The 24271-nt window shown below is 58.2% G+C and carries 24 protein-coding genes and 4 tRNA genes; 15 read left to right on the top strand and 13 right to left on the bottom strand.

What is annotated here, in order from left to right; translation table 11 throughout:
- Window positions 1-7: 7 nt before the first annotated feature.
- Genes acnD through QC816_RS13410 form a run of 3 tightly spaced genes read left to right on the top strand, consistent with a single transcriptional unit; the run spans window position 8 to window position 5333 of the window.
- Window positions 8-2632, top strand: coding sequence for a Fe/S-dependent 2-methylisocitrate dehydratase AcnD (gene acnD, locus QC816_RS13400; RefSeq protein ID WP_309782791.1), 2625 nt, complete (start codon window positions 8-10; stop codon window positions 2630-2632).
- Window positions 2633-2646: 14 nt separating this feature from the next.
- A complete protein-coding gene (gene prpF, locus QC816_RS13405; protein ID WP_309782793.1) occupies window positions 2647-3831 on the top strand; it encodes a 2-methylaconitate cis-trans isomerase PrpF in 1185 nt (394 codons plus the stop codon).
- 11 nt (window positions 3832-3842) lie between these two features.
- The gene (locus tag QC816_RS13410) at window positions 3843-5333 is read left to right on the top strand and encodes a bifunctional 2-methylcitrate dehydratase/aconitate hydratase (protein ID WP_264826305.1); all 1491 of its coding nucleotides are present in this window, start codon (window positions 3843-3845) and stop codon (window positions 5331-5333) included.
- A 54-nt stretch (window positions 5334-5387) separates the two neighbouring features.
- Here the strand turns inward: QC816_RS13410 and QC816_RS13415 are convergent, their stop codons facing one another.
- Window positions 5388-5672: a ComEA family DNA-binding protein gene (locus QC816_RS13415; RefSeq protein WP_085917471.1), complete on the bottom strand. Its 285-nt coding sequence runs from the start codon at window positions 5670-5672 to the stop codon at window positions 5388-5390.
- A 220-nt stretch (window positions 5673-5892) separates the two neighbouring features.
- Here QC816_RS13415 and pyrF point away from each other — a divergent pair, with 220 nt between their 5' ends.
- Window positions 5893-6591, top strand: a complete 699-nt coding sequence (gene pyrF / locus QC816_RS13420; RefSeq protein WP_199285082.1) for an orotidine-5'-phosphate decarboxylase — start codon at window positions 5893-5895, stop codon at window positions 6589-6591.
- A gap of 12 nt (window positions 6592-6603) precedes the next feature.
- Here pyrF and lapB read toward each other — a convergent pair whose 3' ends face one another.
- The 3 genes from lapB to QC816_RS13435 form a co-directional block, all read right to left on the bottom strand.
- Window positions 6604-7803 (bottom strand): lipopolysaccharide assembly protein LapB, encoded by a 1200-nt coding sequence (gene lapB, locus QC816_RS13425; protein WP_309782796.1) that lies wholly within the window; start codon window positions 7801-7803, stop codon window positions 6604-6606.
- Window positions 7804-8109, bottom strand: a complete 306-nt coding sequence (locus QC816_RS13430; protein WP_085917474.1) for a lipopolysaccharide assembly protein LapA domain-containing protein — start codon at window positions 8107-8109, stop codon at window positions 7804-7806.
- Window positions 8110-8235: 126 nt separating this feature from the next.
- Window positions 8236-8532, bottom strand: coding sequence for an integration host factor subunit beta (locus tag QC816_RS13435; protein WP_085917475.1), 297 nt, complete (start codon window positions 8530-8532; stop codon window positions 8236-8238).
- Between the two features lie 206 nt (window positions 8533-8738).
- Here QC816_RS13435 and QC816_RS13440 point away from each other — a divergent pair, with 206 nt between their 5' ends.
- Window positions 8739-9032 (top strand): FAD assembly factor SdhE, encoded by a 294-nt coding sequence (locus tag QC816_RS13440; RefSeq protein WP_085917476.1) that lies wholly within the window; start codon window positions 8739-8741, stop codon window positions 9030-9032.
- Entirely contained in the window at window positions 8992-9390 is a 399-nt protein-coding gene (locus QC816_RS13445) for a hypothetical protein (RefSeq protein WP_139839339.1), read from the top strand. The genes QC816_RS13440 and QC816_RS13445 overlap by 41 nt, the downstream gene beginning before the upstream one ends.
- A gap of 20 nt (window positions 9391-9410) precedes the next feature.
- Here QC816_RS13445 and nadB read toward each other — a convergent pair whose 3' ends face one another.
- From nadB to uvrY, 7 genes are all read right to left on the bottom strand, one after another.
- Window positions 9411-10991, bottom strand: a complete 1581-nt coding sequence (nadB, locus tag QC816_RS13450; protein WP_199285083.1) for an L-aspartate oxidase — start codon at window positions 10989-10991, stop codon at window positions 9411-9413.
- Between the two features lie 198 nt (window positions 10992-11189).
- Window positions 11190-11276, bottom strand: a tRNA-Leu gene (locus tag QC816_RS13455).
- 33 nt (window positions 11277-11309) lie between these two features.
- Window positions 11310-11383, bottom strand: a tRNA-Cys gene (locus tag QC816_RS13460).
- 88 nt (window positions 11384-11471) lie between these two features.
- Window positions 11472-11546, bottom strand: a tRNA-Gly gene (locus QC816_RS13465).
- 76 nt (window positions 11547-11622) lie between these two features.
- Entirely contained in the window at window positions 11623-12171 is a 549-nt protein-coding gene (pgsA, locus tag QC816_RS13470) for a CDP-diacylglycerol--glycerol-3-phosphate 3-phosphatidyltransferase (protein ID WP_085917479.1), read from the bottom strand.
- A gap of 96 nt (window positions 12172-12267) precedes the next feature.
- Window positions 12268-14082 (bottom strand): excinuclease ABC subunit UvrC, encoded by a 1815-nt coding sequence (gene uvrC / locus QC816_RS13475; RefSeq protein WP_309782797.1) that lies wholly within the window; start codon window positions 14080-14082, stop codon window positions 12268-12270.
- 47 nt (window positions 14083-14129) lie between these two features.
- The gene (gene uvrY / locus QC816_RS13480) at window positions 14130-14780 is read right to left on the bottom strand and encodes a UvrY/SirA/GacA family response regulator transcription factor (RefSeq protein WP_085917481.1); all 651 of its coding nucleotides are present in this window, start codon (window positions 14778-14780) and stop codon (window positions 14130-14132) included.
- A gap of 243 nt (window positions 14781-15023) precedes the next feature.
- On the opposite strand from uvrY, the gene QC816_RS13485 reads away from it, so the two are divergent.
- Window positions 15024-15099: transfer RNA gene (locus QC816_RS13485), tRNA-Ala, on the top strand.
- 81 nt (window positions 15100-15180) lie between these two features.
- Here the strand turns inward: QC816_RS13485 and argF are convergent.
- Window positions 15181-16101 (bottom strand): ornithine carbamoyltransferase, encoded by a 921-nt coding sequence (gene argF / locus QC816_RS13490; RefSeq protein WP_268900788.1) that lies wholly within the window; start codon window positions 16099-16101, stop codon window positions 15181-15183.
- A 222-nt stretch (window positions 16102-16323) separates the two neighbouring features.
- Between argF and grxD the strand changes: the two genes are divergently transcribed.
- The 8 genes from grxD to QC816_RS13530 all read left to right on the top strand — a co-directional run bounded on the left by grxD (window position 16324) and on the right by QC816_RS13530 (window position 22116).
- A complete protein-coding gene (gene grxD / locus QC816_RS13495; protein WP_199285085.1) occupies window positions 16324-16674 on the top strand; it encodes a Grx4 family monothiol glutaredoxin in 351 nt (116 codons plus the stop codon).
- Between the two features lie 108 nt (window positions 16675-16782).
- Window positions 16783-18603, top strand: a complete 1821-nt coding sequence (dnaX, locus tag QC816_RS13500; RefSeq protein ID WP_309782800.1) for a DNA polymerase III subunit gamma/tau — start codon at window positions 16783-16785, stop codon at window positions 18601-18603.
- 36 nt (window positions 18604-18639) lie between these two features.
- On the top strand, window positions 18640-18966 hold the full coding sequence (locus QC816_RS13505) for a YbaB/EbfC family nucleoid-associated protein (protein WP_085917485.1): 327 nt from the start codon (window positions 18640-18642) through the stop codon (window positions 18964-18966).
- A gap of 3 nt (window positions 18967-18969) precedes the next feature.
- Complete coding sequence (gene recR / locus QC816_RS13510; protein WP_085917527.1) at window positions 18970-19575, top strand: recombination mediator RecR; 606 nt, start codon at window positions 18970-18972, stop codon at window positions 19573-19575.
- 49 nt (window positions 19576-19624) lie between these two features.
- Window positions 19625-20758, top strand: a complete 1134-nt coding sequence (gene rnd / locus QC816_RS13515; protein WP_199285087.1) for a ribonuclease D — start codon at window positions 19625-19627, stop codon at window positions 20756-20758.
- Complete coding sequence (locus QC816_RS13520; RefSeq protein WP_264826296.1) at window positions 20755-21060, top strand: YcgL domain-containing protein; 306 nt, start codon at window positions 20755-20757, stop codon at window positions 21058-21060. Before rnd ends, QC816_RS13520 begins: the two co-directional genes overlap by 4 nt.
- Window positions 21057-21650 (top strand): acyl carrier protein phosphodiesterase, encoded by a 594-nt coding sequence (locus QC816_RS13525; protein ID WP_264826295.1) that lies wholly within the window; start codon window positions 21057-21059, stop codon window positions 21648-21650. The genes QC816_RS13520 and QC816_RS13525 overlap by 4 nt, the downstream gene beginning before the upstream one ends.
- Window positions 21651-21660: 10 nt before the next feature.
- The gene (locus QC816_RS13530; protein ID WP_309782804.1) at window positions 21661-22116 is read left to right on the top strand and encodes a YcgN family cysteine cluster protein; all 456 of its coding nucleotides are present in this window, start codon (window positions 21661-21663) and stop codon (window positions 22114-22116) included.
- A 26-nt stretch (window positions 22117-22142) separates the two neighbouring features.
- Here the strand turns inward: QC816_RS13530 and QC816_RS13535 are convergent, their stop codons facing one another.
- The gene (locus QC816_RS13535; protein WP_309782806.1) at window positions 22143-24224 is read right to left on the bottom strand and encodes a S9 family peptidase; all 2082 of its coding nucleotides are present in this window, start codon (window positions 24222-24224) and stop codon (window positions 22143-22145) included.
- Window positions 24225-24271: the final 47 nt, after the last annotated feature.

Raw genomic sequence — 24271 nt, forward strand, 5'->3', positions numbered from 1 at the left:
AGTGACGATGAACACCAATTATCGCAAACCGCTGCCGGGTGTCACGGTCGACGGGACTGCCATTGATTACTTTGATACCTACCAGGCCGTGGAGGATATCCAGCCTGGCGCCTACGCAACGCTGCCGTTTACCTCACGAGTACTGGCCGAGCAGCTGGTGCGCCGCTGTGATCCAGAGCAGCTGACGGCTGCCCTCAAACAGCTGATCGAGCGCAAGCGCGACCTGGACTTTCCCTGGTATCCGGCGCGGGTCGTGTGTCACGACATTCTCGGCCAGACCGCGCTGGTCGACCTGGCGGGCCTGCGCGATGCCATTGCCGATAAAGGCGGCGACCCGGCGAAGGTCAACCCGGTGGTGCCGACGCAGCTGATCGTCGACCATTCGCTGGCTGTCGAGCACGCCGGTTTTGAAAAAGACGCCTTTGAAAAAAACCGCCAGGTAGAGGACCGCCGCAACGACGACCGTTTCCATTTTATCAACTGGACGAAAGTGGCCTTCGAGAACGTCGATGTGATCCCGCCTGGCAACGGCATCATGCACCAGATCAACCTGGAGAAGATGTCGCCAGTGGTCCAGGTCCAGCAAGGTGTGGCTTACCCTGATACCTGCGTGGGTACTGATAGTCATACACCGATGACCGATGCGCTGGGCGTGATTTCGGTGGGTGTCGGCGGCCTAGAAGCAGAGAGCGTGATGCTCGGCCGCGCCTCAATGATGCGCCTACCGGATATCGTCGGTGTCGAACTCACCGGTAAACTACAGCCGGGCGTGACCGGCACCGACATGGTGCTGGCGATTACAGAGTTTCTGCGCAGCGAGCGCGTGGTCGGCGCCTACCTGGAATTCTATGGTGAGGGCGCTGATGCGCTGACCGTCGGCGATCGTGCAACGATCTCCAACATGACGCCGGAATACGGTGCGACGGCTGCCATGTTTTACATCGACAGCCAGACCATCGACTACCTCAAGCTTACCGGGCGCGAGGACGAGCAGGTGGCGCTGGTCGAGGCTTACGCCAGGCATACCGGTCTCTGGGCCGACAGCTTGAAAAGCGCCGAATACGAGCGGGTGCTGCGTTTTGACTTATCCAGCGTGACGCGCACGCTGGCGGGGCCTTCCAACCCCCATGCGCATTTGCCGACCTCAGAGCTTGCCAAGCGCGGTATTGCGGTTGATCTGGATAAAGCCCGCGCCGAAGAACAGGCGGGCAGAATGCCGGATGGCGCAGTGATCATCGCCGCGATTACCAGCTGCACCAATACGTCGAACCCGCGCAATATGGTGGCGGCGGGCCTGATTGCCCGAAATGCCAATAAGCTGGGTCTTACCCGCAAGCCCTGGGTCAAGTCATCGCTCGCTCCGGGGTCCAAAACCGTCAAGATGTACCTCGAAGAAGCCGACCTGATGGGCGAGCTGGAAGACCTTGGGTTTGGCGTGGTGGCGTATGCGTGTACCACCTGTAACGGCATGTCCGGCGCGCTGGATCCGAAGATTCAGCAGGAAATTATCGACCGGGATTTATACGCGACGGCGGTATTGTCCGGTAACCGTAATTTCGACGGACGGATACATCCCCATGCCCAACAGGCATTTCTGGCCTCGCCGCCGCTGGTGGTGGCTTACGCTATCGCGGGCACGATTCGCTTTGATATCGAAAAGGATATTCTGGGTCACGATGCTGAAGGCAACCCGGTCACGCTCAAGGATATCTGGCCCGACGACAGCGAGATCGACGCCATCGTGAAGTCGGCGGTAAAGCCTGAGCAGTTCCGCGATACGTACATCCCCATGTTCGACCTGGATAAAAGTGCCCGCACTCAGGTCAGCCCGCTGTATGAATGGCGCCCTCAGAGCACCTATATCCGTCGTCCGCCATACTGGGAAGGCAATATGGCCAAAGAGCGCGGATTGAAAGGGATGCGACCTCTGGCAATTCTGCCGGACAATATCACTACCGATCACCTGTCGCCCTCTAATGCGATTCAGTTGAACAGCGCAGCGGGTGAGTACCTGGACAAGATGGGCCTGCCGGAGGAGGACTTTAACTCCTACGCGACCCACCGGGGTGATCATTTGACTGCTCAGCGCGCCACCTTGGCAAACCCCAAGCTGTTCAATGAAATGGTACGTGACGAGCAGGGTAATGGGGTGCAAGGGTCGCTTGCCCGTATTGAGCCGGAGGGTAAGGTTACCCGGATGTGGGAAGCCATTGAGACCTACATGGCCCGCAAGCAGCCGCTGATCATTATTGCGGGCGCCGATTACGGCCAGGGGTCTTCCCGTGACTGGGCTGCCAAGGGCGTTGCGCTGGCTGGCGTCGAGGCGATTGTGGCCGAGGGGTTCGAGCGCATCCACCGCACCAATCTGATCGGCATGGGCGTTATGCCGCTGCAGTTTGAAGAAGGCAAAACGCGCCACACGCTGGAGTTGGACGGCACCGAAATTTACGATGTGGAGGGCACCCCGCAGCCGGGCGCCACGCTCACGTTGTTGATTCATCGCCAGAGTGGCAGCTCCGAACGCGTACCGGTGATTTGCCGCCTGGATACCGCCGAGGAAGTGTCGATTTACACCGCTGGTGGCGTGCTGCAACGCTTTGCTCAGGACTTTCTCGAATCCACTGCCGCCTAGCTGGAGATGACGTAATGCCCTACGGCCCTCAACTCAAAATTCCCGCCACCTATATGCGTGGCGGGACCAGCAAGGGTGTGTTTTTTAAACTCGACGACTTGCCCGACGCCGCCCGGCAGCCTGGCGAGGCGCGCGACAAGCTGCTGTTACGGGTAATAGGTAGCCCAGATCCCTACGAGAAACAAATCGACGGCATGGGCGCCGCGACGTCCAGCACCAGTAAAACGGTAATTCTGTCGAAAAGTGAATCGCCCGAGCACGATGTGGATTATCTGTTTGGTCAGGTCGCAATCGACAAACCGTTTGTCGATTGGAGCGGGAACTGCGGCAATCTTTCGGCGGCGGTCGGCCCTTTTGCGATTACCCACGGTCTCGTTGATCCCGGGCGCATTCCTAAAAACGGCGTGGTCGAGGTGCGTATCTGGCAGGTCAATATCCAGAAAACGATCGTGTCGCGGGTGCCGATGGCCAACGGAGAGGTACAGGAAACCGGCGACTTTGAGCTCGATGGCGTCACCTTTCCCGCTGCCGAGATTCCGGTGGCCTTTATGGATCCAGCCGACGGCGAAGGGGCTATTTTCCCCACCGGCAATCTTGTCGATGATCTGGAGGTGCCAGGGGTAGGCACGCTCAAAGCCACCATGATCAACGCTGGTATTCCCACGGTGTTTATTAACGCCGCCGACATCGGGTATGCCGGTACTGAGCTTCAAGAGGCGATCAATGGCGATAGCCAAGCGCTTTCGATGTTTGAAACCATCCGAGCCCATGGTGCCGTCCGTATGGGGTTGATGAAACACGTGGATGAAGCGGCCAACCGGCAGCACACGCCTAAAGTGGCGTTTGTTGCACCACCTGCGGGGTATACGGCGTCGAGCGGCAAAATGATTGACGCCTGTGATGTCGACCTGCTGGTGCGTGCGCTCTCCATGGGTAAACTCCACCATGCCATGATGGGCACCGCCGCTGTCGCGATCGCCTCGGCGGCCGCGATTAAAGGCACCCTGGTCAACGCGGCGGCGGGAGGCGTCGAACGTGATGCGGTCACCTTCGGCCACCCCTCGGGCAGCTTGCGGGTGGGGGCTCAGGCAAGCCTGGTGGACGGACGCTGGCAAATAGACAAAGCTGTCATGAGCCGCAGCGCACGCGTATTGATGGAAGGAACCGTGCGCGTTCCGAGTGATACGCTGAACCAGTAGGGGAATAAGACATGCATACCACCGCCGATGTGAATGATCGTCCGGACTATGACCCTGAGTTGCAAACGCTGGCCGACTACGTTCTCAACTTTCGTGCCCCCTCCGAGGAAGCGCTGACGACGGCGCGCTACTGTTTGATGGATACGCTGGGCTGTGGGTTGTTGGCGTTGCGTTTCCCTGCGTGTACCAAACACCTTGGCCCGTTGGTCGAGGGGACGACAGTGCCGCATGGCGCTCGCGTACCCGGCACATCGCTGCGACTGGATCCGGTCAAGGCGGCCTGGGACATCGGTGCGATGGTGCGCTGGCTCGATTACAACGATACATGGCTCGCCGCTGAGTGGGGACACCCCTCTGATAACCTGGGCGCGATTCTTGCCGTTGCCGACCATCTTTCCCAGAAGCGAGTGGCCGAAGGCGCTGCACCTTTGGTGATGGCGGACGTCCTGCACGCCATGGTCATGGCCCATGAGATCCAGGGGGTGCTGGCGCTGGAAAACAGTTTCAACCGCGTGGGGCTGGACCATGTGGTACTGGTTAAAGTGGCCTCCACCGCCGTTGTCGCGAAACTGATGGGCGCCGACCGTGAGCAGATGCTGTCGGCGCTTTCCCATGCCTGGGTCGACGGACAGAGCTTGCGCACCTACCGGCACGCCCCGAATGCAGGTTCCCGCAAAAGTTGGGCGGCAGGCGATGCCACCTCACGCGGCGTGCGCCTCGCGGATATCGCCATGCGCGGTGAAATGGGTATTCCCAGTGCCTTGAGCGCGCCTCAATGGGGGTTTTACGACATCGCCTTCAGTCATAGTAATAAAGACCTCCGTCTTAAGCCTGACGGCGAGCGTCGACTTCGCTTCCAGCGCACGTTGGGTTGCTACGTGATGGAAAATATTCTCTTCAAGGTGGCATTTCCCGCTGAGTTCCACGCCCAGACGGCCTGTGAAGCGGCGGTGGCATTACATCCGCAGGTTAAAGATCGCTTATCGTCTATCGAGCGCGTTGTGATCACGACCCATGAGGCGGCTATCCGGATTATTTCCAAAACCGGCCAGCTCGCCAACCCCGCTGACCGCGATCACTGCCTGCAGTACATGGTGGCCGTCCCGCTGATACAGGGGACATTAACCGCGGATCACTATGAAGATGACTTCCATGCCACACACCCGCTGATTGATCAGCTACGCGAAAAGATGGAAGTGGAAGAGGACCCTGATTATTCAAGCGCTTATCTGGACCCCGAAAAGCGTTCGATTGCCAATGCCGTGCAGGTGTTTTTCGATGATGGCACAGCCACTGAAAAGGTCGCCGTGGAGTACCCGCTGGGTCATCGGCGGCGACGGGACGAGGGTATGCCGTTGTTACTTGACAAATTTCATCGCCACCTTGCCACGCGGTTCCCGGCACATCGGTGCGAGCAGATCATGCGGGTATGCGAGGATCATGCAGCGCTTGCATCCATGCCGGTTAACCGCTTTATGGCGCTATGGGAGATGACACCCTAAACGACGAACCGCCCGATTCACTAGCGTAATCGGGCGGCGTTTAGTGTTGTCATGTTAGTCTTCAACGCTGACCTGATCGCGCATACGGTCAACCGTTGCCGGTCCAATACCGCTGACGCGGGTAAGGTCATCGGCACTTTCGAAGTCGCCGTTTGCTTCACGCTCTTCAATGATAGCTTCGGCTCGGCTGGGGCCGATACCCGGTAGCTCATCGAGTAATTCGGGGTCGGCGCTGTTGACGTTGATCGGGGCAATGTCCTGGGCCACCCCGTTGCTTGCAACCCCAATGCCGATGCTGAAGAGTAATGCGGCGAATAATCCTTTCAGTGATAGCTTCATCCTAAGCCCCTTTAATAGTGGTTTCAGTCCTAATGGCGGTTATCAGTCCTATTGTGAGCGGGGAAGTCCCCGCTCTTTCACCTTAACTGGATTCCGGAGCGATGCTGTCGGAAATTAGCGATACGTTATGTAAGATTTTTGCTATACACGCATGGCAAAAGGCTTACATGGCGAGCGAAAGGGACTGATATAATGCGCCGAAACACTTGGGGAGCTTGGTATGGCTGTCACTGAATCACCGCTGATTATCGCACTTGATTACCCATCACTGGACGCGGCGCTATGCATGGCGGATCAGTTGGATCCGTCCTGGTGTCGGCTGAAGGTCGGTAAAGAGCTATTTACCCGCAGCGGCCCGGCCGTCCTTGAAGCGTTGCACGGGCGTGGCTTCGATGTGTTCCTGGACCTCAAGTTCCATGACATTCCCAACACGGTGGCCAGCGCCGTAGAGGCGGCAGCAGAGCAGGGGGTGTGGATGGTCAACCTTCACGCCAGCGGCGGTCGGGCAATGATGGAAGCCGCCGCAACGCGCCTGGCGCAACAGCGCCTCACCACGCACCTGATCGCTGTGACGGTGCTGACCAGCATGCAGGACCGTGATCTGGTGGATGTCGGTATACCGTCATCGGTTAGCGACCAGGTGACGCGGCTGGCTCAGCTCGCCAAACAGAGTGGCTTGCACGGTGTTGTGTGTTCGGCTCAGGAATCGACTCAACTTGCATCGCTATGTGGTGACGAGTTCTTGAAAGTGACGCCAGGCATTCGACCTGCCTTCGCTGCGGCTAATGACCAGCAGCGGATCATGACGCCCAGGGACGCGATGCAGGCAGGTAGCACGCACTTGGTCGTCGGGCGGCCGGTTACCCAGGCAGAGCGTCCCATGGAGGCGTTGAAGGCTATCCAGCAAGAGCTGGAATAGGGAACGAAACCGTTATTCGCCTTCAACCCCGATAATCGGTTTGATAGTGCCCCAGTAACGGCAAGTGGGGCACTGCCATTGCAAGGCATCGCTGGTAAAGCCGCAGCGTTGGCAACGGTGGCGGGGGCGACCCTTCAGCAATGCTTCGGTATGATGCTTAAGCAGCACCAGCCGTGTGTCCGGTGCGTCTCTACCCTGAAGGCGCTGGCTCTCGATATACAGATCAACCAGGTAGTTGAGTCCCCGCAAGCTGGGGGCCTGGCCGAGAAGTTCGCCGGTGACGCCAATCGCGGCATCGACCCCATCCCGGTGATGGATAAGCTCACCCAGTTCGATGATTAAGCTGGTGTAGGGCACGATGGTAATCAGCTGGCGTAGATGGGCTTCAAGCCCGCCTTCATCGTTGTTGCGCAGATAGGCGCGCTTTAATGCGGGCAGCATGGTCGGAAGATGGGCGCTGTCTTGGTCAAGAATGCGCGTCAAGTAGCCGGTTGCCTGCGGATAATGACCATTTTCCATTTCAAGTCCGGCAAGCAACAGGTTGGCGCGGACGCAATGGGAGTCAAGCTGCAGGGCTTTTTTCAAATGGCGTTTGGCAAGTGCGCGGCTGGCATTGGCGGTCTCGAGTTCGGCCAGTTCGCATTGCCAGTGGGCCGCTGCTCGGCGGATATTGGGATGCTGCTTAACCAGCGGGGCGGCGGTATCCAAGGCGCCTTGCCAGTCTTTTTCGCGCTCTAGCAGATCGATCAACAGTCGCTTGGCAGGGTAGCGCAGCTCGCTGTCGTGGTCCTGGTCGAGTAGCGTTCTAAGCAGTCGCTGTGCCCGGTCATGGACACCCAGCGCTACAAAGTCACGCGCGAGTTCCAGTTGAACCTTCGCATTAGTGGCATCGGAGAGTGCCGGACGTGCCAGAAGATTTTGGTGAATGCTTACGGCTTTGTCGGCTTCGCCCCGCGAACGAAATAGTCGCCCCAGTGTGATGTGCGTCTCAACCGTATCGCTATTGACATCCAGTGCGTTGATAAAGGTATTGATGGCTTCGTCGGGCTGCTCGTTGAGCAGATAGTTGAGCCCGACAAAGTAATCCCGGGATAGACTACCGTGAGTAGATCCCGAGCGTTCGTTTGACCGCCGGGATGCCTTGCGAAAGCCGAGCCCGTAGCCAATCGCAATAGCGATGAATATAACGCCCAGCAGTGCGAAGTCCAGCATCTAAGCCAGTTCCTTAAACTCCTGCGTACGTAGCTGGTCAAGTTCCTTGCTTTGTTGTTTGTTCTGGCGTTCGCTACGAGCCAGTCTGGCTTTTAGACGTACATACACGCCGATCATGGCCAACATGCCAATAAGTACGCCGAACGTTAACGTTGCCAATAGCCAGACGGATAACGAGACGGCGGGTAGCTCCAGCCAAATCAGGTTCAACGCAATGGCTTGCTGGTTATTGACCGCAAACAAGATACCCACCAGTAGCACTACCAGCAAAATGATGGCCAGAATCAGCCCTTTTATCCAACGCATGAGAAGTTCCTAATCAGTAGCTTTCACGGTAGTGACATTGTGTACGAGTCGCCGCCCGACGTCATCCCAAAGAAGGCATGAATCCGCTTTTTAATGCCTGGCCAAGGACAATAACGCCCTGCTATATCAATACCCCAATGCACGGCTCGCATCGACCTGTTCGCGTAATTCCTTGCCCGGCTTGAAATGGGGAACGTGCTTCCCGTCAAGCTCGACGGGTTCGCCGGTTTTCGGGTTACGCCCGGTTCTTGGCTCGCGGTAGTGAAGTGAAAAACTCCCAAAACCACGAATTTCCACCCGCCCGCCACTGGCCAGTGCGTCGGTCATGTCGTCGAGAATAATCCGGACGGCGGTCTCGACTTCTTTGGCAGACAGCTCGGGCTGGTGCATGGCAATTTGTTCGATTAATTCAGATTTGGTCATCGGTTGGCTCCCTGCGGACGTTTAAGGTCGATCAATACGGCCTTTCTGTCACCTCATTCAGCATACTGCGCAATCGAAGATAAAACAATTTAGATAAAACAAGGTACTACAATCGATATTAGCATAGGCCAAGCGAGGCCCTGGCGCGACCCTGTGGCTTAGGTATACTGATCCCTCATTCCATTTTTTCCCAAGAGAGGCCAACGTTGAGCGACGACACATCCCCAGCCGCTATCGCCCGCAAGCGGCTTTATTGGCACTCACGTCGAGGTATGTGGGAGCTGGATTTACTGTTAATTCCCTTTTTGGAACAGCGTTACGACCAGTTGGAGGAGGGTGACCAGCTTGCTTTTCAACAACTGATTGAGGAAGAAGATCAAGATTTGTTTGTCTGGCTGATGCGCCGGGAATGGCCGGGCGACCCCGTCCTGCGCCGTGTTGTGAAGATGATCGTCGAGCATGCCGAAAGCACCGATAATTCTGCCTATCGCACGCTCTAGGCTATGGGGTGGGCTACACAGTGGCCTGCTGCTGGGGCTTGCTTTGATGTGCCTGGCCACTATGGGGTGGCTAACGGCCGCTATGGTGATAGGGGTGGGCGGGGGTTGCTTGTGGCGCAGCGTTCGCTGCCTGCCTCGCGGTACCCTTTATCTTCTGCCTCGGGCGGAAGGCCCTCTTGGCCGTTGGTTGCTGCCGCAAGGCGAGCTTGATGCGTCATTGGTCGTCAGCTGTGACTACCTGACGCCATGGCTGGTAGGCCTGAAGGTGGGCCAGCAGCGCGTCTGGCTGTGGCCTGATAGCGTTCCCCGGGAAGCGCACCGGGCGGTGCGCCGTTTGTTTCACTCTCCCGGTCGCTAAACGTTCCGTCCGACAGGTGTCTAGCCCTTGGGTAGATCCTTGAGCGTGAGCCGGGACGGCTGGCTGTGTTCAGCGTGCCCAGGCCAATCCATGGTGTAGTGCAAGCCTCTTGATTCATGCCGCTGCTGCGCCGCGGTGACCGTTAATCGTGCAAGGTTGATCAACTGCTGCAAACGCTGTGCCTCCACCGTCATCTGGCCATTACTCAGCTCGCCAAGTGCGGCGGCTATCTCAGTGAGGGCCTTGCTGGCAGAAGCGAGGCCAGCAGTGCTTCTCACAATGGCGACATGCTGGCTCATGGTGGCACGTAGCTGTTTGCGCAACGCTGCGATCTGGGTATCGATAAACGCATCGGCGCCGGGGAGCGACGGCAAGTTGACGTCGTATTGCCTTGTGACGGAGGCGGTCGCTTGAATGGCATGGGCGCAACTCCGGGCAAACACCAGGCACTCCAGCAGTGAGTTGCTGGCCATGCGGTTGGCCCCGTGCAGCCCCGTGCAGGCTGTTTCGCCGATGGCGAATAGTCCCGGCACGCCAGTGGCGCCGGTAAGGTCAGTGGCGACACCTCCGCAGCTGTAGTGCGCCGCGGGAACCACGGGAATAGGCTGTTGGGTGATGTCGATACCGCGCGATGCGCAGTGCGCTTGAATCGTCGGGAAGTGATGCTGTATAGCCTCTACACCTAAGTGGCGTATGTCCAGCCATACATGGGGTAGCGCCTGAGTCTGTATCTCGGCGTCGATGGCGCGCGCGACAACATCACGGGGGGCAAGCTCGGCTCTGGCGTCCAGTGCGGGCATAAAGCGCTTACCTGCTGCATTGAGCAGGTGACCGCCCTCGCCACGTACGGCTTCGCTAATCAGAAAGGCCGGGCCGTCCGGGTCGTACAGGCAAGTGGGATGAAACTGTTGAAACTCCAGGTTCATCAGGGTGGCACCGAGTTCTGCCGCCATGATCATGCCTTCGCCGCTGCTGGGGGCGGGGGTCGTGGTGTGCTGGTAGAGGCCGCTGGCCCCCCCGGTGGCGAGTACCGTGTGTTGTGCTGTCAGCGTATGCCACTGGTGTTGCTCGTCGAGTGCGTAAGCGCCTAGACATATCCCTTGATCATCTTGTATCAACCCCACCACGCTAAGGTGATGGTACTGCTGGATATTGGGATGTGCCGTGACGCGCTGTAACAGGGTGTCGACCACGGCGCGCCCGGTAGCATCGTCAGCGTGAATGATACGCCGTGCGTTATGCCCGCCTTCACGCGTCAAGTGAAAGGGATAACGTGCCTCGGCAGAGTGGTCGGGTGTAAAGGGCACACCGCTATCAATCAGCCACGCAATGGCTTCCGGACCGTGCTCGACCGTGAAGCGCACCGCTTGCTCATCGCACAGGCCGTCACCGGCAATCAGTGTGTCGTTGACGTGGGCATCGACATGATCGTCGGGCGAAAGCACAGCGGCAATGCCGCCCTGTGCCCAGCGGCTGGCCCCCTTGTCGTCCTGAGCCGGTCGTATCAGCGCCACCCGGTGCGTTTCAGCAGCGGTCAAGGCAAGGGTTAAGCCGGCAACGCCGCCACCGATGATCAATATCTCTGAGGTGGGCGTCGTCATGGGGGCTCCTTAGCGGGCTTGTCCTGGGCTTTGAGTCAGCGGATCAGCGACGGCTGATAGCGTTTGGGGTGACGGCAGGCATCATAGCGCGGTGTCAGGCAGATGGCGATAACGCAGGCACTGGATTATTCGGCGCGGTTAACAGCAGCTAAATCAAAAAAGCCAGATCAGGCGATAACATCGGGGGGATTTCAGGAATGGTGCCCGGAGCCGGACTTGAACCGGCACGGGGTTGCCCCCGAGAGATTTTAAGTCTCTTGCGTCTACCAATTTCGCCATCCGGGCAGCGCAGCGATGGGAATCGGTGCACCGGAAAGATGGAGGCTGGAGTCGGAATCGAACCGGCGTACACGGAGTTGCAGTCCGCTGCATAACCACTCTGCCATCCAGCCTCGGTGAGTCGTTGGAGCGGGAAAGGTGATTCGACCGGGCTGGCGTTCCAGCTCACGACCCTCACTTGCTTTTCCACACAATCCAAGTTGGAGCGGGAAAGGAGATTCGAACTCCCGACCCTCGCCTTGGCAAGGCGATGCTCTACCGCTGAGCTATTCCCGCTCGACTCGAGGGCGAATTATACGCAACGCGTTTAGCTTGTCAATCAAACATTTCCGCTATCAGGTTGCGCGAATATCTACATTGAGCGACTGAGATGAGGCCAGGCGGATTTTAAGTACTGGATCATCGACCACAGCGTTAACATGGCCGCGGCGTAAAGAATGACCACGCCGATTTGCGCCAGCGGATGCGCAGGAGGGAAGGCAAGCAGCACCAGTATGGCGACCATCTGCAGTGTGGTTTTAAGCTTGCCGACCCAGGATACGGCGACCATGCCACGCTTGCCCATTTCCGCCATCCATTCGCGTAGTGCTGAAATGACAATTTCGCGCCCGATGATCACCAGGGCAGGGAGCGTAAGTAGCGCCGTATCAAAGCGCTCGATCAGCAGTGCCAGGGCGACGGCGACCATCAGCTTATCGGCGACAGGGTCAAGAAATGCCCCGAAAGGCGTGGACTGATCCCAGCGACGCGCCAGGTAGCCGTCAAGCCAGTCGGTGACGGACGCCAGGGCGAACATCCCGGCGGCGATGGGCATGCTCCAACTGAAAGGCAGGTAAAACAGCACCACCAGCAGGGGAATAAACGCGATTCTTGCGAGCGTGAGTATGTTGGGTATATTCATCGCGGAGTGCGATCCTTGCCGTGGAGTCATGGAAACAAAGGTGTATGGCGCTATTCTATCTGCCTTGGCCTATGGCATCCATGTCCACGATGGGTTTTATCCGTGGAGTGCGAGATAAATGCTCTCGGCCAGGGCTTCGCTGATACCTGGAACGCGGGCGAGTTCGGCGCGACTGGCTTTTTGCACACCTTGCAAACCACCAAAAAAACGCAGCAGTTCTCGTCGCCGTTTGGGGCCGACCTTGGGGATGTCCTGCAGTGTCGACGTGCGTCTTGCCTTGTCGCGTTGGGCACGGTGGCCTGCAATGGCAAAGCGGTGTGATTCGTCGCGAATATGTTGGATAAGGTGCAGCGCTGGAGAAGCGGGGTCGAGGGGTAATGGATGGTCTGGCGTGTCGAGAAACACGCTTTCAAGGCCGGCTTTTCGCGTGGTGCCTTTCGCTACACCCAGCAAGGTGATCGAGCTGATGTCCAGCGTGCTCAACACCTCGCGGGCCATGTTCAACTGTCCCTTGCCACCGTCGACAATTAAAATATCCGGCGCTATGGCTTCGCCGTTTTTCATCCGTTTGAGCCGCCGTGTTAGCGCCTGCTGCATGGCCGCATAGTCATCACCCGCCGCCACGCCCTCAATGCGGAAATGGCGATAATCGCCCTTGCGAGGCCCTTGCTGATCAAACACCACGCACGAAGCCACGGTGGCTTCACCATGACTGTGGCTGATATCGAAGCATTCCAATCGCTGGGGAGTTTCCTCAAGCCCAAGTGCTTGTTGCAGGGCGCTGAAACGCTCGCTCAGTTGGCTCTGGTTAGCGAGCTGGGAGGCCAGTTGCTGCTCGGCGTTGGTCATGGCCAGGTGCTGCCATTGGGCACGGTGGCCGCGTACCTGACTGGTAACCCGGATGCGCTTTCCGGCGTGCTGGGAGAGTGCATCAGACAATAACTGGGCATCTTCAAGCGGATGGCTGGTGATCACCTCGCTGGGAATATTATGCGGCTGTCCCAGGTAGTACTGGCTGACCACCTCGGTCAACAGCAGCTCCGGTGACAGGTCGAGATCGTTTTTGGGCATGTGATGGCGGGCGCCGAGCAAACGGCCATCGCGCACGCTCAGCACCGAGATACCCAGTGCCCCCGGGCGCTGGGCCAGGGCGAAAATATCGGCATTGCCGCTTTCGGTATCGACAAACTGGCGCTGCTGGAGCTGACGCAATTGCTGTATCTGGTCACGAAAGCGTGCGGCTTCTTCAAAATCCAGTGCCTGGCTTGCCGCCTCCATTGAGGCGGTCAACTCCTGGGTGACATGTTCGCTTTTGCCTTCCAGGCACATCACCGCGTGTTCAACGTCGCGCTGGTAATCTTCGGCCGAAATGTAGTCCACGCAGGGGGCGCTGCAGCGCTGGATCTGATACTGCAGGCATGGACGTGACCGGTGTGCGAAGACACTGTCTTCGCAGTTACGAATGCGGAAGATCTTTTGCATCAGGGCAAGGCTTTCCCGGACGGCGCCACTGCTGGGGTAAGGCCCGAGATAGCGTCCATCACCACGCCGTTGGCGCGCCCGCTTGTATTCAAGCGCAGGGTAGGGATGGCGGTCACTGACGAACACGAAAGGATATGACTTATCATCGCGCAGCAGGATGTTGTAGGGAGGCCGCAGTTCCTTGATCAGCGTCTGTTCGAGCAGCAGGGCTTCTGTTTCGCTACGTGTGACGGTGACCTGGACATCCGCAATGCGCCCCACCATGGCTTGGGTTTTAGCGTTGAGTTGGCCACGGAAGTAGCTTGCCAAGCGAGCTTTCAGTCGCTTCGCCTTGCCGACATAAAGGGTGTTGCCCTCTGTATCGAGCATGCGGTAAACGCCGGGAGACGTGCTTACCGTGCTTAAAAACTGTTTTGCATCAAAGGTCATAGTCAAGCGTTGCTGTCTTTATCGCCGCCCGCTGGTCAACGAGGAGATCAACTTTCTGCCTGATCAAACCCCTCGACCAAATTGTGGCGTAGCGCAAGGTGGGTCAGTTCCACGTCGGTGGCCACCTGAAGCTTTTCAAACAGTCGATAGCGGTAGGTGTTGACTGTCTTGGGGCTAAGGTGCAGGCGGTCAGAAATATCCTGAACCCGCTGGCAGTTAACAATCATCAGCGCTATTTGCAGTTCGCGGTGCGACAGGTGGGCGAATGGGCTGTCTTCAGTATGGAAGTGTAACATGGCCAGGCGCTGGGCAATCTCTTGGCTGATATAACGTCGCCCATGAAAAACGTCACGAATGGCGTTCACCATTTCAGTGGCGTTGGTGCCCTTGCTCAAGAACCCGGCGGCCCCTGCTTCGAGCATGCGTCGGGCGACGTTATCCTCTAAGTAGCCGGTAAGAATCAATACCTTGATGTCTGCCATGCCACGATGGATGCGGCGAGTGGCTTCCAGCCCACCTATGCCCGGCATGCGGATGTCCATCAGTACAATGTCGGGTCTCAACTGACGGCATTTGGAAACGGCGCTTTCACCGTCATCGGCCTCACCGACGATACGAATATCGGTTTCGTCGTTCAGTAGGTGGGCGATACTTGTTCTCACCAGATGGTGATCATCGGCAATTAAAACGTTGATCAAAGGACAAGCTCCTGCATTGAAGGGTCACATTTTGCATGCGGTGGATTCCAGAAGCTGGGTCGTTGTCGCTTGCGCCCATTAGTCGTTAAAAAGCAGGCTAACTATACGATGTGACCCTGTTATGTCCTATAGAGTGCCACAGCTGTTAGTAAAGGAGAATTAGTAAGCGGTGAAATGCGTAAAACCTTGACCAACGGCAATTGGCATCGTAGTATGCGCCTCGCTGCTGCAATGACAGCTTGTGGGGCCTTAGCTCAGCTGGGAGAGCGCAACACTGGCAGTGTTGAGGTCAGCGGTTCGATCCCGCTAGGCTCCACCATGAATATCCTAAAAACGCCCTATCGGCTCACCGATGGGGCGTTTTTTTTGGGCCTGTCGCAGGATGACAATAACCGAGCCGCTAAGAACTCACCTTGCCAAGTAGCAAGAACTCGATCAGCGCCTTCTGAGCATGGAGACGATTACCCGCTTCCTGCCAAACCACGGCGCGTGGGTCATCAAGTAGCGTGTGGCTGATTTCCTCGCCACGATGAGCGGGCAGGCAGTGCAAAAACAGTGCGTCAGGCTTGGCTTTATCAAGTAACGCCTCGGTGACCTGGAAGCCTGCGAAATCCGCTTCGCGCTTGGCCTGTTCTTCTTCTTGCCCCATGGAGGCCCAGACATCCGTGGTGATCAGGTCGGCGCCGTCGGCGGCGGCTTGCGGGTCGTGCAGGAGCGTCACCTGATCGCCAGCAGCTGCCATGATGTCGGCTCGTGGTTCGTACCCCTTGGGGCAGCAAATACGCAGGTGAAAGTCGAACTGGCGCGCGGCGTTGATCCAGGAGTGGCACATGTTATTACCATCACCAACCCATACCGCCGTCCGTCCCTTGACACTGCCGCGAAGCTCGGTCCAGGTCATGACATCGGCGAGCAGCTGGCAGGGGTGGTAGTCATCGCTCAGCGCGTTGATGACCGGTACGCTGCTGGCGTTGGCGTAGGTTTCCAGGCCAGCGTGAGAAAAGGTGCGAATCATTACGGCATCGACCATTTCAGCAAGCACGCGGGCGGTGTCCTCAATGGGTTCGCCGCGTCCCAACTGCGTATCACGGGGAGAGAGAAACAGGGCGTGGCCGCCGAATTGCGCCATGGCCGTCTCGAACGAAACGCGTGTACGAGTCGATGATTTCTCGAAGATCATCGCCAGCGTGCGGTTAGGCAACGGCGTGTAGCGTGGCCCTTGCGCCTTCAGGTTGCTCTTGACCGTGATGGCACGCTGAATCAAATAGTTCAGTTCGTCGGGCGTTAAGTCCAGTAACGTCAGAAAATGGCGTGTCGCCATGAAGGTAGTCTCCGCGCAAAAACCCTATCCTAGCGATGCCCTGGGGGATGCGCAACGTGGTTGGCACGCGTAGAATGGCAGGCACCGCATAAGGTTGAGTAGTATGCTCGGGTATTAAAGTGCCATGCCTCAAGCATGCTGCATTATCCATCAATCGCCTTGAGGCTACCCGGCGGTGCGCCGTCGAATCGACCATCGAGGCCCATCTCTATAGGAGACTGTATGAGCACCACGGCCGACAATATTCAGCGTCAAATCAGTGAAAACCCGATCCTGATTTACATGAAAGGCACGCCTCAGCTGCCGCAATGTGGCTTCTCAGCCCAAACCGTGCAGGCACTGATGAGCTGTGGCGAGCGCTTTGCGTTCGTCAACGTGCTGGATAACCCGGATATTCGTGCCGAGCTGCCGAAAATTGCCAACTGGCCGACATTCCCGCAGCTGTGGGTTGAAGGTGAGCTGGTCGGTGGCTGCGATATCGTGATCGAGATGCATCAGAACGGCGAGCTGGAAACGCTGGTTAAAGAAGCAGGGCAGCGCGCCGCTGCCAATGAAAGCGGTGACAATGCCTAACGGGTTTGCCTGGCCCGTTGGGTAGACGGTTGGCGGGTCGTGGCGCAGTCGCTAGAATAACGTTTTATCTTGGCTCTGAAGCCACACCGCCCAAGGATGTCATGCTCAATGAGCTATCAGGTTCTGGCCCGTAAATGGCGGCCGCGTACTTTTCACGAGCTTGTGGGCCAGGCCCATGTGCAGCGTGCCTTGGTCAATGCCCTTGACCAGGGCCGCCTGCACCATGCGTACCTTTTTACCGGTACGAGGGGCGTGGGCAAGACCACGCTGGCACGAATACTGGCCAAATGCCTGAATTGCACCGCCAATGGTCGCGGCGATGAAGGGGTTACCTCAACCCCCTGTGGGCAGTGCGATAGCTGCCAGGCCATCGATGAAGGGCGTTTTGTCGACTTGATCGAGGTGGATGCCGCCTCGCGCACCAAGGTCGAAGACACCCGTGAACTGCTCGACAACGTTCAATACGCCCCGACCCAAGGGCGCTATAAGGTGTACCTCATTGATGAGGTGCATATGCTCTCGACAAGCAGTTTCAACGCGCTGCTGAAAACCCTTGAAGAGCCTCCCCCTCACGTCAAGTTCCTGCTGGCGACCACCGATCCGCAAAAGCTTCCCGCGACTGTGCTCTCGCGCTGCCTGCAATTCACGCTCAAGCACATGCCGCCGGAACGCGTGGTGACGCACCTGACGCATATACTGAACAGTGAAGGCGTCGCCTTTGACGAGAGTGCGCTTTGGCTGTTGGGTAAAGCGGCTGATGGCTCCATGCGCGATGCCATGAGTCTGACTGATCAGGCGATTGCCTTTGGTCAGGGTGCCGTCAGGCACGCGGATGTGGCGGCGATGCTGGGCACCCTGGACCACCGCCATGTGATTGCGCTGATAGAAGCCTTGGCAGAGGTTGACGTCGCCCGCTTGCTGGCGGAAGTCGGCCAGCTGGCTGAGCAAAGCCCTGATTTTGCCGCAGTGCTGGATGATGTTACCGGCGTGTTGCACCGCTTGGCCGTGGCGCAGATGGTGCCCGATGCGGTGGATAACAGCCACGGCGACCGGGACGTCATCCTGCAATTGGCATCGCGTTTCAGCGCCGAGGATATTCAGCTGTATTATCAAATTGGTATTCAGGGGCGTGGCGATATGCAACACGCCCCCGATTTGCGCAGTGCGCTGGAAATGACGCTGCTGAGAATGCTGGCATTCCGCCCACAGGGGGTGCCCAAACCGCCGACTACCAAACTGCCGCTTCAGCCTGAAGCGCCAGTCCAGCCCGAAGCGCCTGAAGAGGCGCCTGCCGGGGAGCGGTCAGAAGCAAAGCCAGAGGATTCGCCGCCTCCGGCTCCGGCGTCGGTCAACGATGAAGAGGCGTCAGTAGCGCCCCCTTGGGCGCTTGACGCCTCTCAAGATGAGCCAACGCTGACCTCAGAGCCAGAGCCAGAGCCAGAGCCAGAGCCAGAGCCAGAGCCAGAGCCAGAGCCAGAGCCAGAGCCAGAGCCGTCTACGCAAGTCAGTGCTTCCAAGCCCACGGGCGAGTACTGGGATCATGCGCAATGGCTTGAGCAGTTCGATGCCCTTGGGCTGGGTGGTCTGACCCGTAACCTGGCCGCCCATTGTCAGTTGGTCAATGACGACGGGCACACCTTGACGCTGCGGTTAGCGCCTAGCCAGTCGGCGATGCAAGCCGAGGTTCACCAGACGCGCATCGAGAAGGCGCTGGCTGAGCTGGGAGTAAAGCGCCGAGTGGTGTTTCATGTGGAAGCCCTTGCCGAGGCTCTGGAAACCCCTCGGCAACGCGAAGTGCGTTGTCAGGCTGAGCGTCACGCTCAGGCGGTTGATGTATTGCAGCGCGACCCCCATGTAGTAGAGTTAATTCAGGCTTTCGGCGCACAGCTTGTCGAAACCAGTGTCAAACCTGTTGAAGCGTCGCGCTAACGCTGTGCGATCCACTGATGATTGGAGAGTCTTACCATGATGAAAGGCGGCATGGGCAACTTGATGAAACAAGCCCAAGAGATGCAGGAAAAAATGCAGCGTGCCCAGGAAGAAGTGGCCGAGGCAGAAGTATTGGGCGAAGCCGGGGCCGGCATGGTCAAGGTGACCATGAATGGCCGTCATGACGTGATTTCGGTCGATATCGACCAGAGCGTCATGCAGGAAGACAAAGAACTGCTGGAAGATCTTCTGGCCGCTGCCGTCAACGATGCAGTGCGCAAAGTCGAGGTCAGTTCGAAAGCCAAAATGGAAGAAGCCACTGCCGGGCTCGACCTGCCCCCCGGCTTCAAAATGCCATTTTAAATGATGCGGTTTTCTCCGCTAGTCGAGCAACTGATGGAGGCTTTTCGCGTCTTGCCGGGCGTGGGGCCCAAAACAGCACAGCGAATGGCCATGCACCTGCTGGAAAGGGACCGCCCCGGCGGCCAGAAACTGGCGTCCACCATCCAGCAGGCGATTGACGAAGTTGGCTACTGTCGGCGTTGTCGAACGCTGACAGAAGCCGATATTTGCGCGTTGTGTGAAAGCCCGCGACGTCATGATCACCTGCTATGCGTGGTGGAATCACCTGCCGATCAATTGGCGATTGAAGAAGCCGGTGGTTTTCAGGGTCGCTATTTCGTCCTTCACGGCCACCTGTCGCCGCTGGATGGTATTGGACCTGATGCCATCGGTCTGGATGTGCTTGAAGCTCGTGTCGCGGAAGGTCAAATCAGCGAAGTGGTGCTTGCCACCAACCCCACGGTGGAGGGCGAAGCCACCGCACACTACATTGCTGCCTTGCTGGCGAATCATGGTGTGACGCTATCGCGGCTCGCCTACGGTGTCCCCATGGGCGGTGAGCTGGAGTACGTAGACGGCGGCACGCTTAGCCGAGCGTTCAACGGCCGTCAGCCGTTCAGTAGTGAATAACTTATCTTAAGCAAGCGCTCAGGCGGTTGTGTGAACAGGGAATAGACTTTTGTCCTCATTTCAACCCGCTGACATCAGCTGGATTGCCTCGCCGCAGGCCCTTGATGACGCCTGCCAGCAGGTGGCCGATGCCCCTGTCATTGCGTTGGATACGGAGTTTTTCCGCGAGAAAACGTTTTTTCCCATCCCGGCGCTAATCCAGTTCAGTGCGGGTGAGCATGCGTTTCTGATCGATCCGCTGGCAACGCCTTGTACCGATGCCTTTCGAGCATTGCTGCAGAACCAAGCAATCAAGCTGCTGCATGCCTGCAGTGAAGACCTGGAAGTGTTTCAAATCTGGGCAGGTGTCTTGCCAAGCCCGTTGATCGATACCCAGGTGGCACAGGGGTTTCTGGGTGAAAATCCCAGCATGGGATACCAGAAGCTGGTTGAGGCCTGGGTGGGTAGAACCCTGCCCAAGGAAGAAACCCGCTCCAACTGGCTGGAACGACCATTGTCCTCCGCGCAGTGTGAATATGCCGCTCTGGACGTTATTTACCTGCTCGATGTATGGGCAAAACAGCGTGAGCAGCTTGAGCACCTTGACCGGTTTGCCTGGCTGGAGAGCGACTGCCGCCAACTGATCGACCAGGCAGGCCGCAGTGATGACAACGACACACAGTGGTACACCCGGCAACGCCAGCTATGGCGACTTACCGCCCCTCAGCTGAAAGCGTATCAGTTGATGACCACCTGGCGGGAAGGCGAGACCCGTCGTCGCGACATACCGCGCAACTGGTTGATAAGCGATAAACACTTGATGGCCATCGCCGAGGCGATGCCCGCCAATCGCTATGAACTGGCCCGTGTTGAAGGTATGACACCACCGCTGGTCAAGAAGGAGGGTGATGCTCTGCTGGGATTCGTCAAGCAGGCCCAGCATACGCCCAGCGAAGTATTGCCCACGCCCTGGCCGGATCCGATGCAGCCAGCTTTCAAGCATCGGTTCAAGGCGTTAAAGAAAGTGGTTAAAGGCCACGCTGATGAACTGGGACTTGCGCCTGAGGTTTTGCTGCGCCGCCGTGATCTCGAGGCGTTGGTCATGCAATCGCTGGCGGGGACACCGTTAACCCTTCCCACCGGTTGGCGAGGTGAGCGGCTGAATGATGATCTGACGAAGGCGTTGGAGGCGCAAGCTGAGTGAGCGATAAACTGTTGTGTGAGATTTTCAAAAGCTCGCGTAAAGAGGAGATGTATCTTTACGTTGATAAGCGTCAGGGACTCACGCATGTCCCCGAACCGCTACTGACGTCGTTTGGCAAACCCCAGGCGTTGCTCACCATGATCTTGACCGCTGATAAAAAGCTGGCGCGTGCCAGTGCTGCAGACATCATCGAGGCGATTGATTCCCAAGGTTTTTATCTGCAGATGCCGCCTGGCAATGAAACGAACTTGTTGACCGAGCACTTGGCCCAGCAGCGTTCCGGCAACCCGTCAGACGAATGAATTTTCTGGCCCACGCCTGGCTTGCCCGCGACGGCAGTGATGACTTTCTCTACGGCAACCTGATTGCGGATGGCGTAAAAGGTCGCGATCTGGCCGTCTGGCCTGATGATACGGCACTGGGGATCCGTCACCACCGCCGTGTGGATGCCTGGGTGGATGGGCATCCATGCGTCAAGGCGGCGTTACGTCGGTCGCCTCCCGCTCAGCGACGCTTTATGGGCATTGCATTGGATATTGTCTGGGACCACTTTCTCTCCCTTGAGTCCCATGCCGACGCCTCGCAGCCGGTACTGATCGAGCGGTGCTATCGACTGCTGAATGAGCGTTCCGCGCCTGACCGTCTGGCCCCCATGGTGGAGCCCTTGATCTCCCACGACTGGCTGCGCCGCTATGCCGATTTTGATTTTACTTGCCAGGCCATTGCCGGCGTTGGCAGGCGGCTTTCGGGACCCAATCGGCTGGCGGAGCTTGTCCCATGGCTGCACGAGGATTACGCTCGATTGAAGAGCGATTTTGATGAACTCTGGCCCGCGCTTTTTGATGCGCTAGGTACCGAGCGTCGTTTCCCAACGCATACGAGTAGCAAGTGAAGGTGATCCAATGACAGGCGCGTTACGTGAGCGCTTTTGGGAGCGTTATACGCTGGAAGAATTGACCACGCCCGAGTGGGAGGCACTCTGTGACGGCTGCGGGCAGTGCTGTCTGTTGAAGCTGCACGATGAGGAGAGCCAGGAGCTGGCCGTGCTCAATGTGGCCTGTCGGCTGCTGGATACCCACAGTTGCCAATGCAGCGATTACGAAAATCGTTTTGACTTCGTCCCCGACTGCACTCAGCTAACCCCCGAACTGGTGAAAGAATTCACCTGGTTGCCGTCAACCTGTGGCTACCGGCGCGTCGCCGAAGGGCGAAAGCTGGCTGGCTGGCATCCGTTACTCAGCAACGATGCCGAGCGAGTCCATCGCAAAGGGGTGAGCGTGAGAAGCTATGCGGTTTCGCAAGATGATGTTCCCGAAAACCACTTGGAATCCCACATCATCGCCGTATTACCCATGTAACATGCCTTCCTTGGCATCGCTGTGTCTTAATCTATCAAACCCAGTGCCCAGAGGATAAAGGCATCCTGGCGAGCGGCGTCCCGCCACCCCTTGAAACGACCGGAGGCGCCACCGTGACCGCTGCTCATGTCAGTGTGTAGCAATACCGGGGCGTCGCCTTGCTGGAGTTGACTGACGCGCGCATAGAATTTGGCCGGCTCCCAGTAGCTAACCCGGGTATCAAACCAGCTGCCTTCGAGCCAAAGCGCCGGGTAGCGCTGTGCCGTCACATTATCGATGGGCGAATAATGGCGGATGCGCTCGGCCACCTGCGGGTCGGCCGGATTGCCCCATTCGCTGTATTCGGCGGTGGTCAGCGGCAGTGCCGGATTCTGCATGGTGCGCAGCACGTCCAGAAACGGCACCTCGAGGACACCGGCGCAAAACGACTCAGGGGCTCGGTTGAGGCAGGTGCCGACAAGCAGGCCGCCCGCGCTTGCGCCACAGGCGACAACTCGCTGGGGATCGCTCAAGCCTTGTGCCACCAGTGCATCGCGGGCGGCTAGAAAATCGTCAAAGCTGTGTTCCTTGTGGGCCATTTTGCCGTCCAAATACCAGGGTTCGCCGCGTTCGCCGCCTCCGCGCACGTGGGCCACGGCAAAGGCGACACCCCGTTCGAGCAGTTCCAGGCGGGCAATGGAAAACCATGGGTCAAGCGGTTCACCGTATGCGCCATAGCCATATAGCAGAGTGGGCAGCGGCTGGTTGGCCAGGTCGCGGCGAGTGACAACCGAGACGGGCACACGCTGGCCGTCGGCACTGGCCGCCCATACCCGCTGACTGACGAGCTGCTCGGGTGCCAGGCTGCCATATACCGGCACGCGTTTGAGCAGCGTGCGCTCCCCGGTGATCAGGTCCAGGGCATACCAGCTCGGCGGACGGGTAAACGATTCCTCCCTTAGGCGCAGCTCTTGGGTGTCAAAGTGGGGCGCGTCCTCAAGCAACTGTGAGCAAAGCAACTCGGGTTGGGCGAGGTAGTCGTCCCGGGTGATCTGCTGGTGTGGATTAATGTCCAGACGACGCAGTCTCACCTGTGCTTGATCATGATCGCGTTCAGCCAGTATCAGCCCCCAGGCGAAAGCATCAACCCCCTCCAGGGTCGCATCTTCCCGCGCCGGGACGAGGGGCTGCCAAGCAGGCAGGTCGCTATCCAGTTCATCGACGGGCAAAACATCCAGTTGGAAGTGGGTGCTGGCCTGGTTATGCAGTCGATAAAACACGCCGGGACGATGGTCTATCGTATACTCAACGCCTGGTTGGCGAGGCTGGAGGCAGCGTGGGGGATGGGTTGGCGTTCGGGCTGGCACCAGATGGACTTCACTGGTGTCCTTGGAGGCGCTTTCAAGCACCAGCCACTCCCGCGAACGGGTTTTGCCCATGCCCAGCCAAAATTCGGGGTCGTCCTCGCGCAGCAATAACGTCGCTGTCTGTGAGTGCGGTGTCTGGTCAAGGCTGATCGGCAGGCACCAAATGCTGTCCGGACGTTGAGTGTCGTCGAAGCGGGTAAACAATAGCGATGCATTGCCAGCGGTCTGGTCTTCTGCCCAGCAGATGCCGGGGCCGATGTCGCTGAGCAACTGGACCGGTTGGCCGTCAGGCAGACGTTTCAGCCACAGGGTAAAACGCTCGTCCCCCTGAGTGTCGTCGGTCCAGGCCAGCCATGCTTCATCAGGTGACAGCGCCATGTCGCCCATTTCGTAGAATGGCTGCCCGGCGGCAAGGTCGGGCACTGCTAGAATGCAGTCTGGGGCATCGGGCTGGCCGTTAGGGTGACGCCACCAGCGGGGGTATTCCTCGTCGGCCGCTGTCTCGCTCCAGAACGTAAAGTGGTCGAGTGTTGTCTGAAGACTGGTAACTGCGAGTTCCCGCCGGCGCAGGTGGCTTTCATAAAGCGCATCGGCAAGCGGTTCCAGCGGTTTGAACCATTCGGCATGCTGTTGGTTTGCCGCGGTTAAAAAGCGGCTGACATCAGCGCAGTCACGTTGCTCTAGCCAGTGCCATTGTGGGTCATCCGCGCGAAAATAGGCGCTGACCGGGTGGTCGTTGTTCAAAGCTGGCTGTGCTTTCATAAATTGATAGGTACCATAACGGGAAATCTACGGTGGGTGAATGCACC

Source organism: Vreelandella janggokensis (assembly GCF_031451615.1).
GTDB classification, from domain to species: Bacteria; Pseudomonadota; Gammaproteobacteria; order Pseudomonadales; family Halomonadaceae; genus Vreelandella; species Vreelandella janggokensis.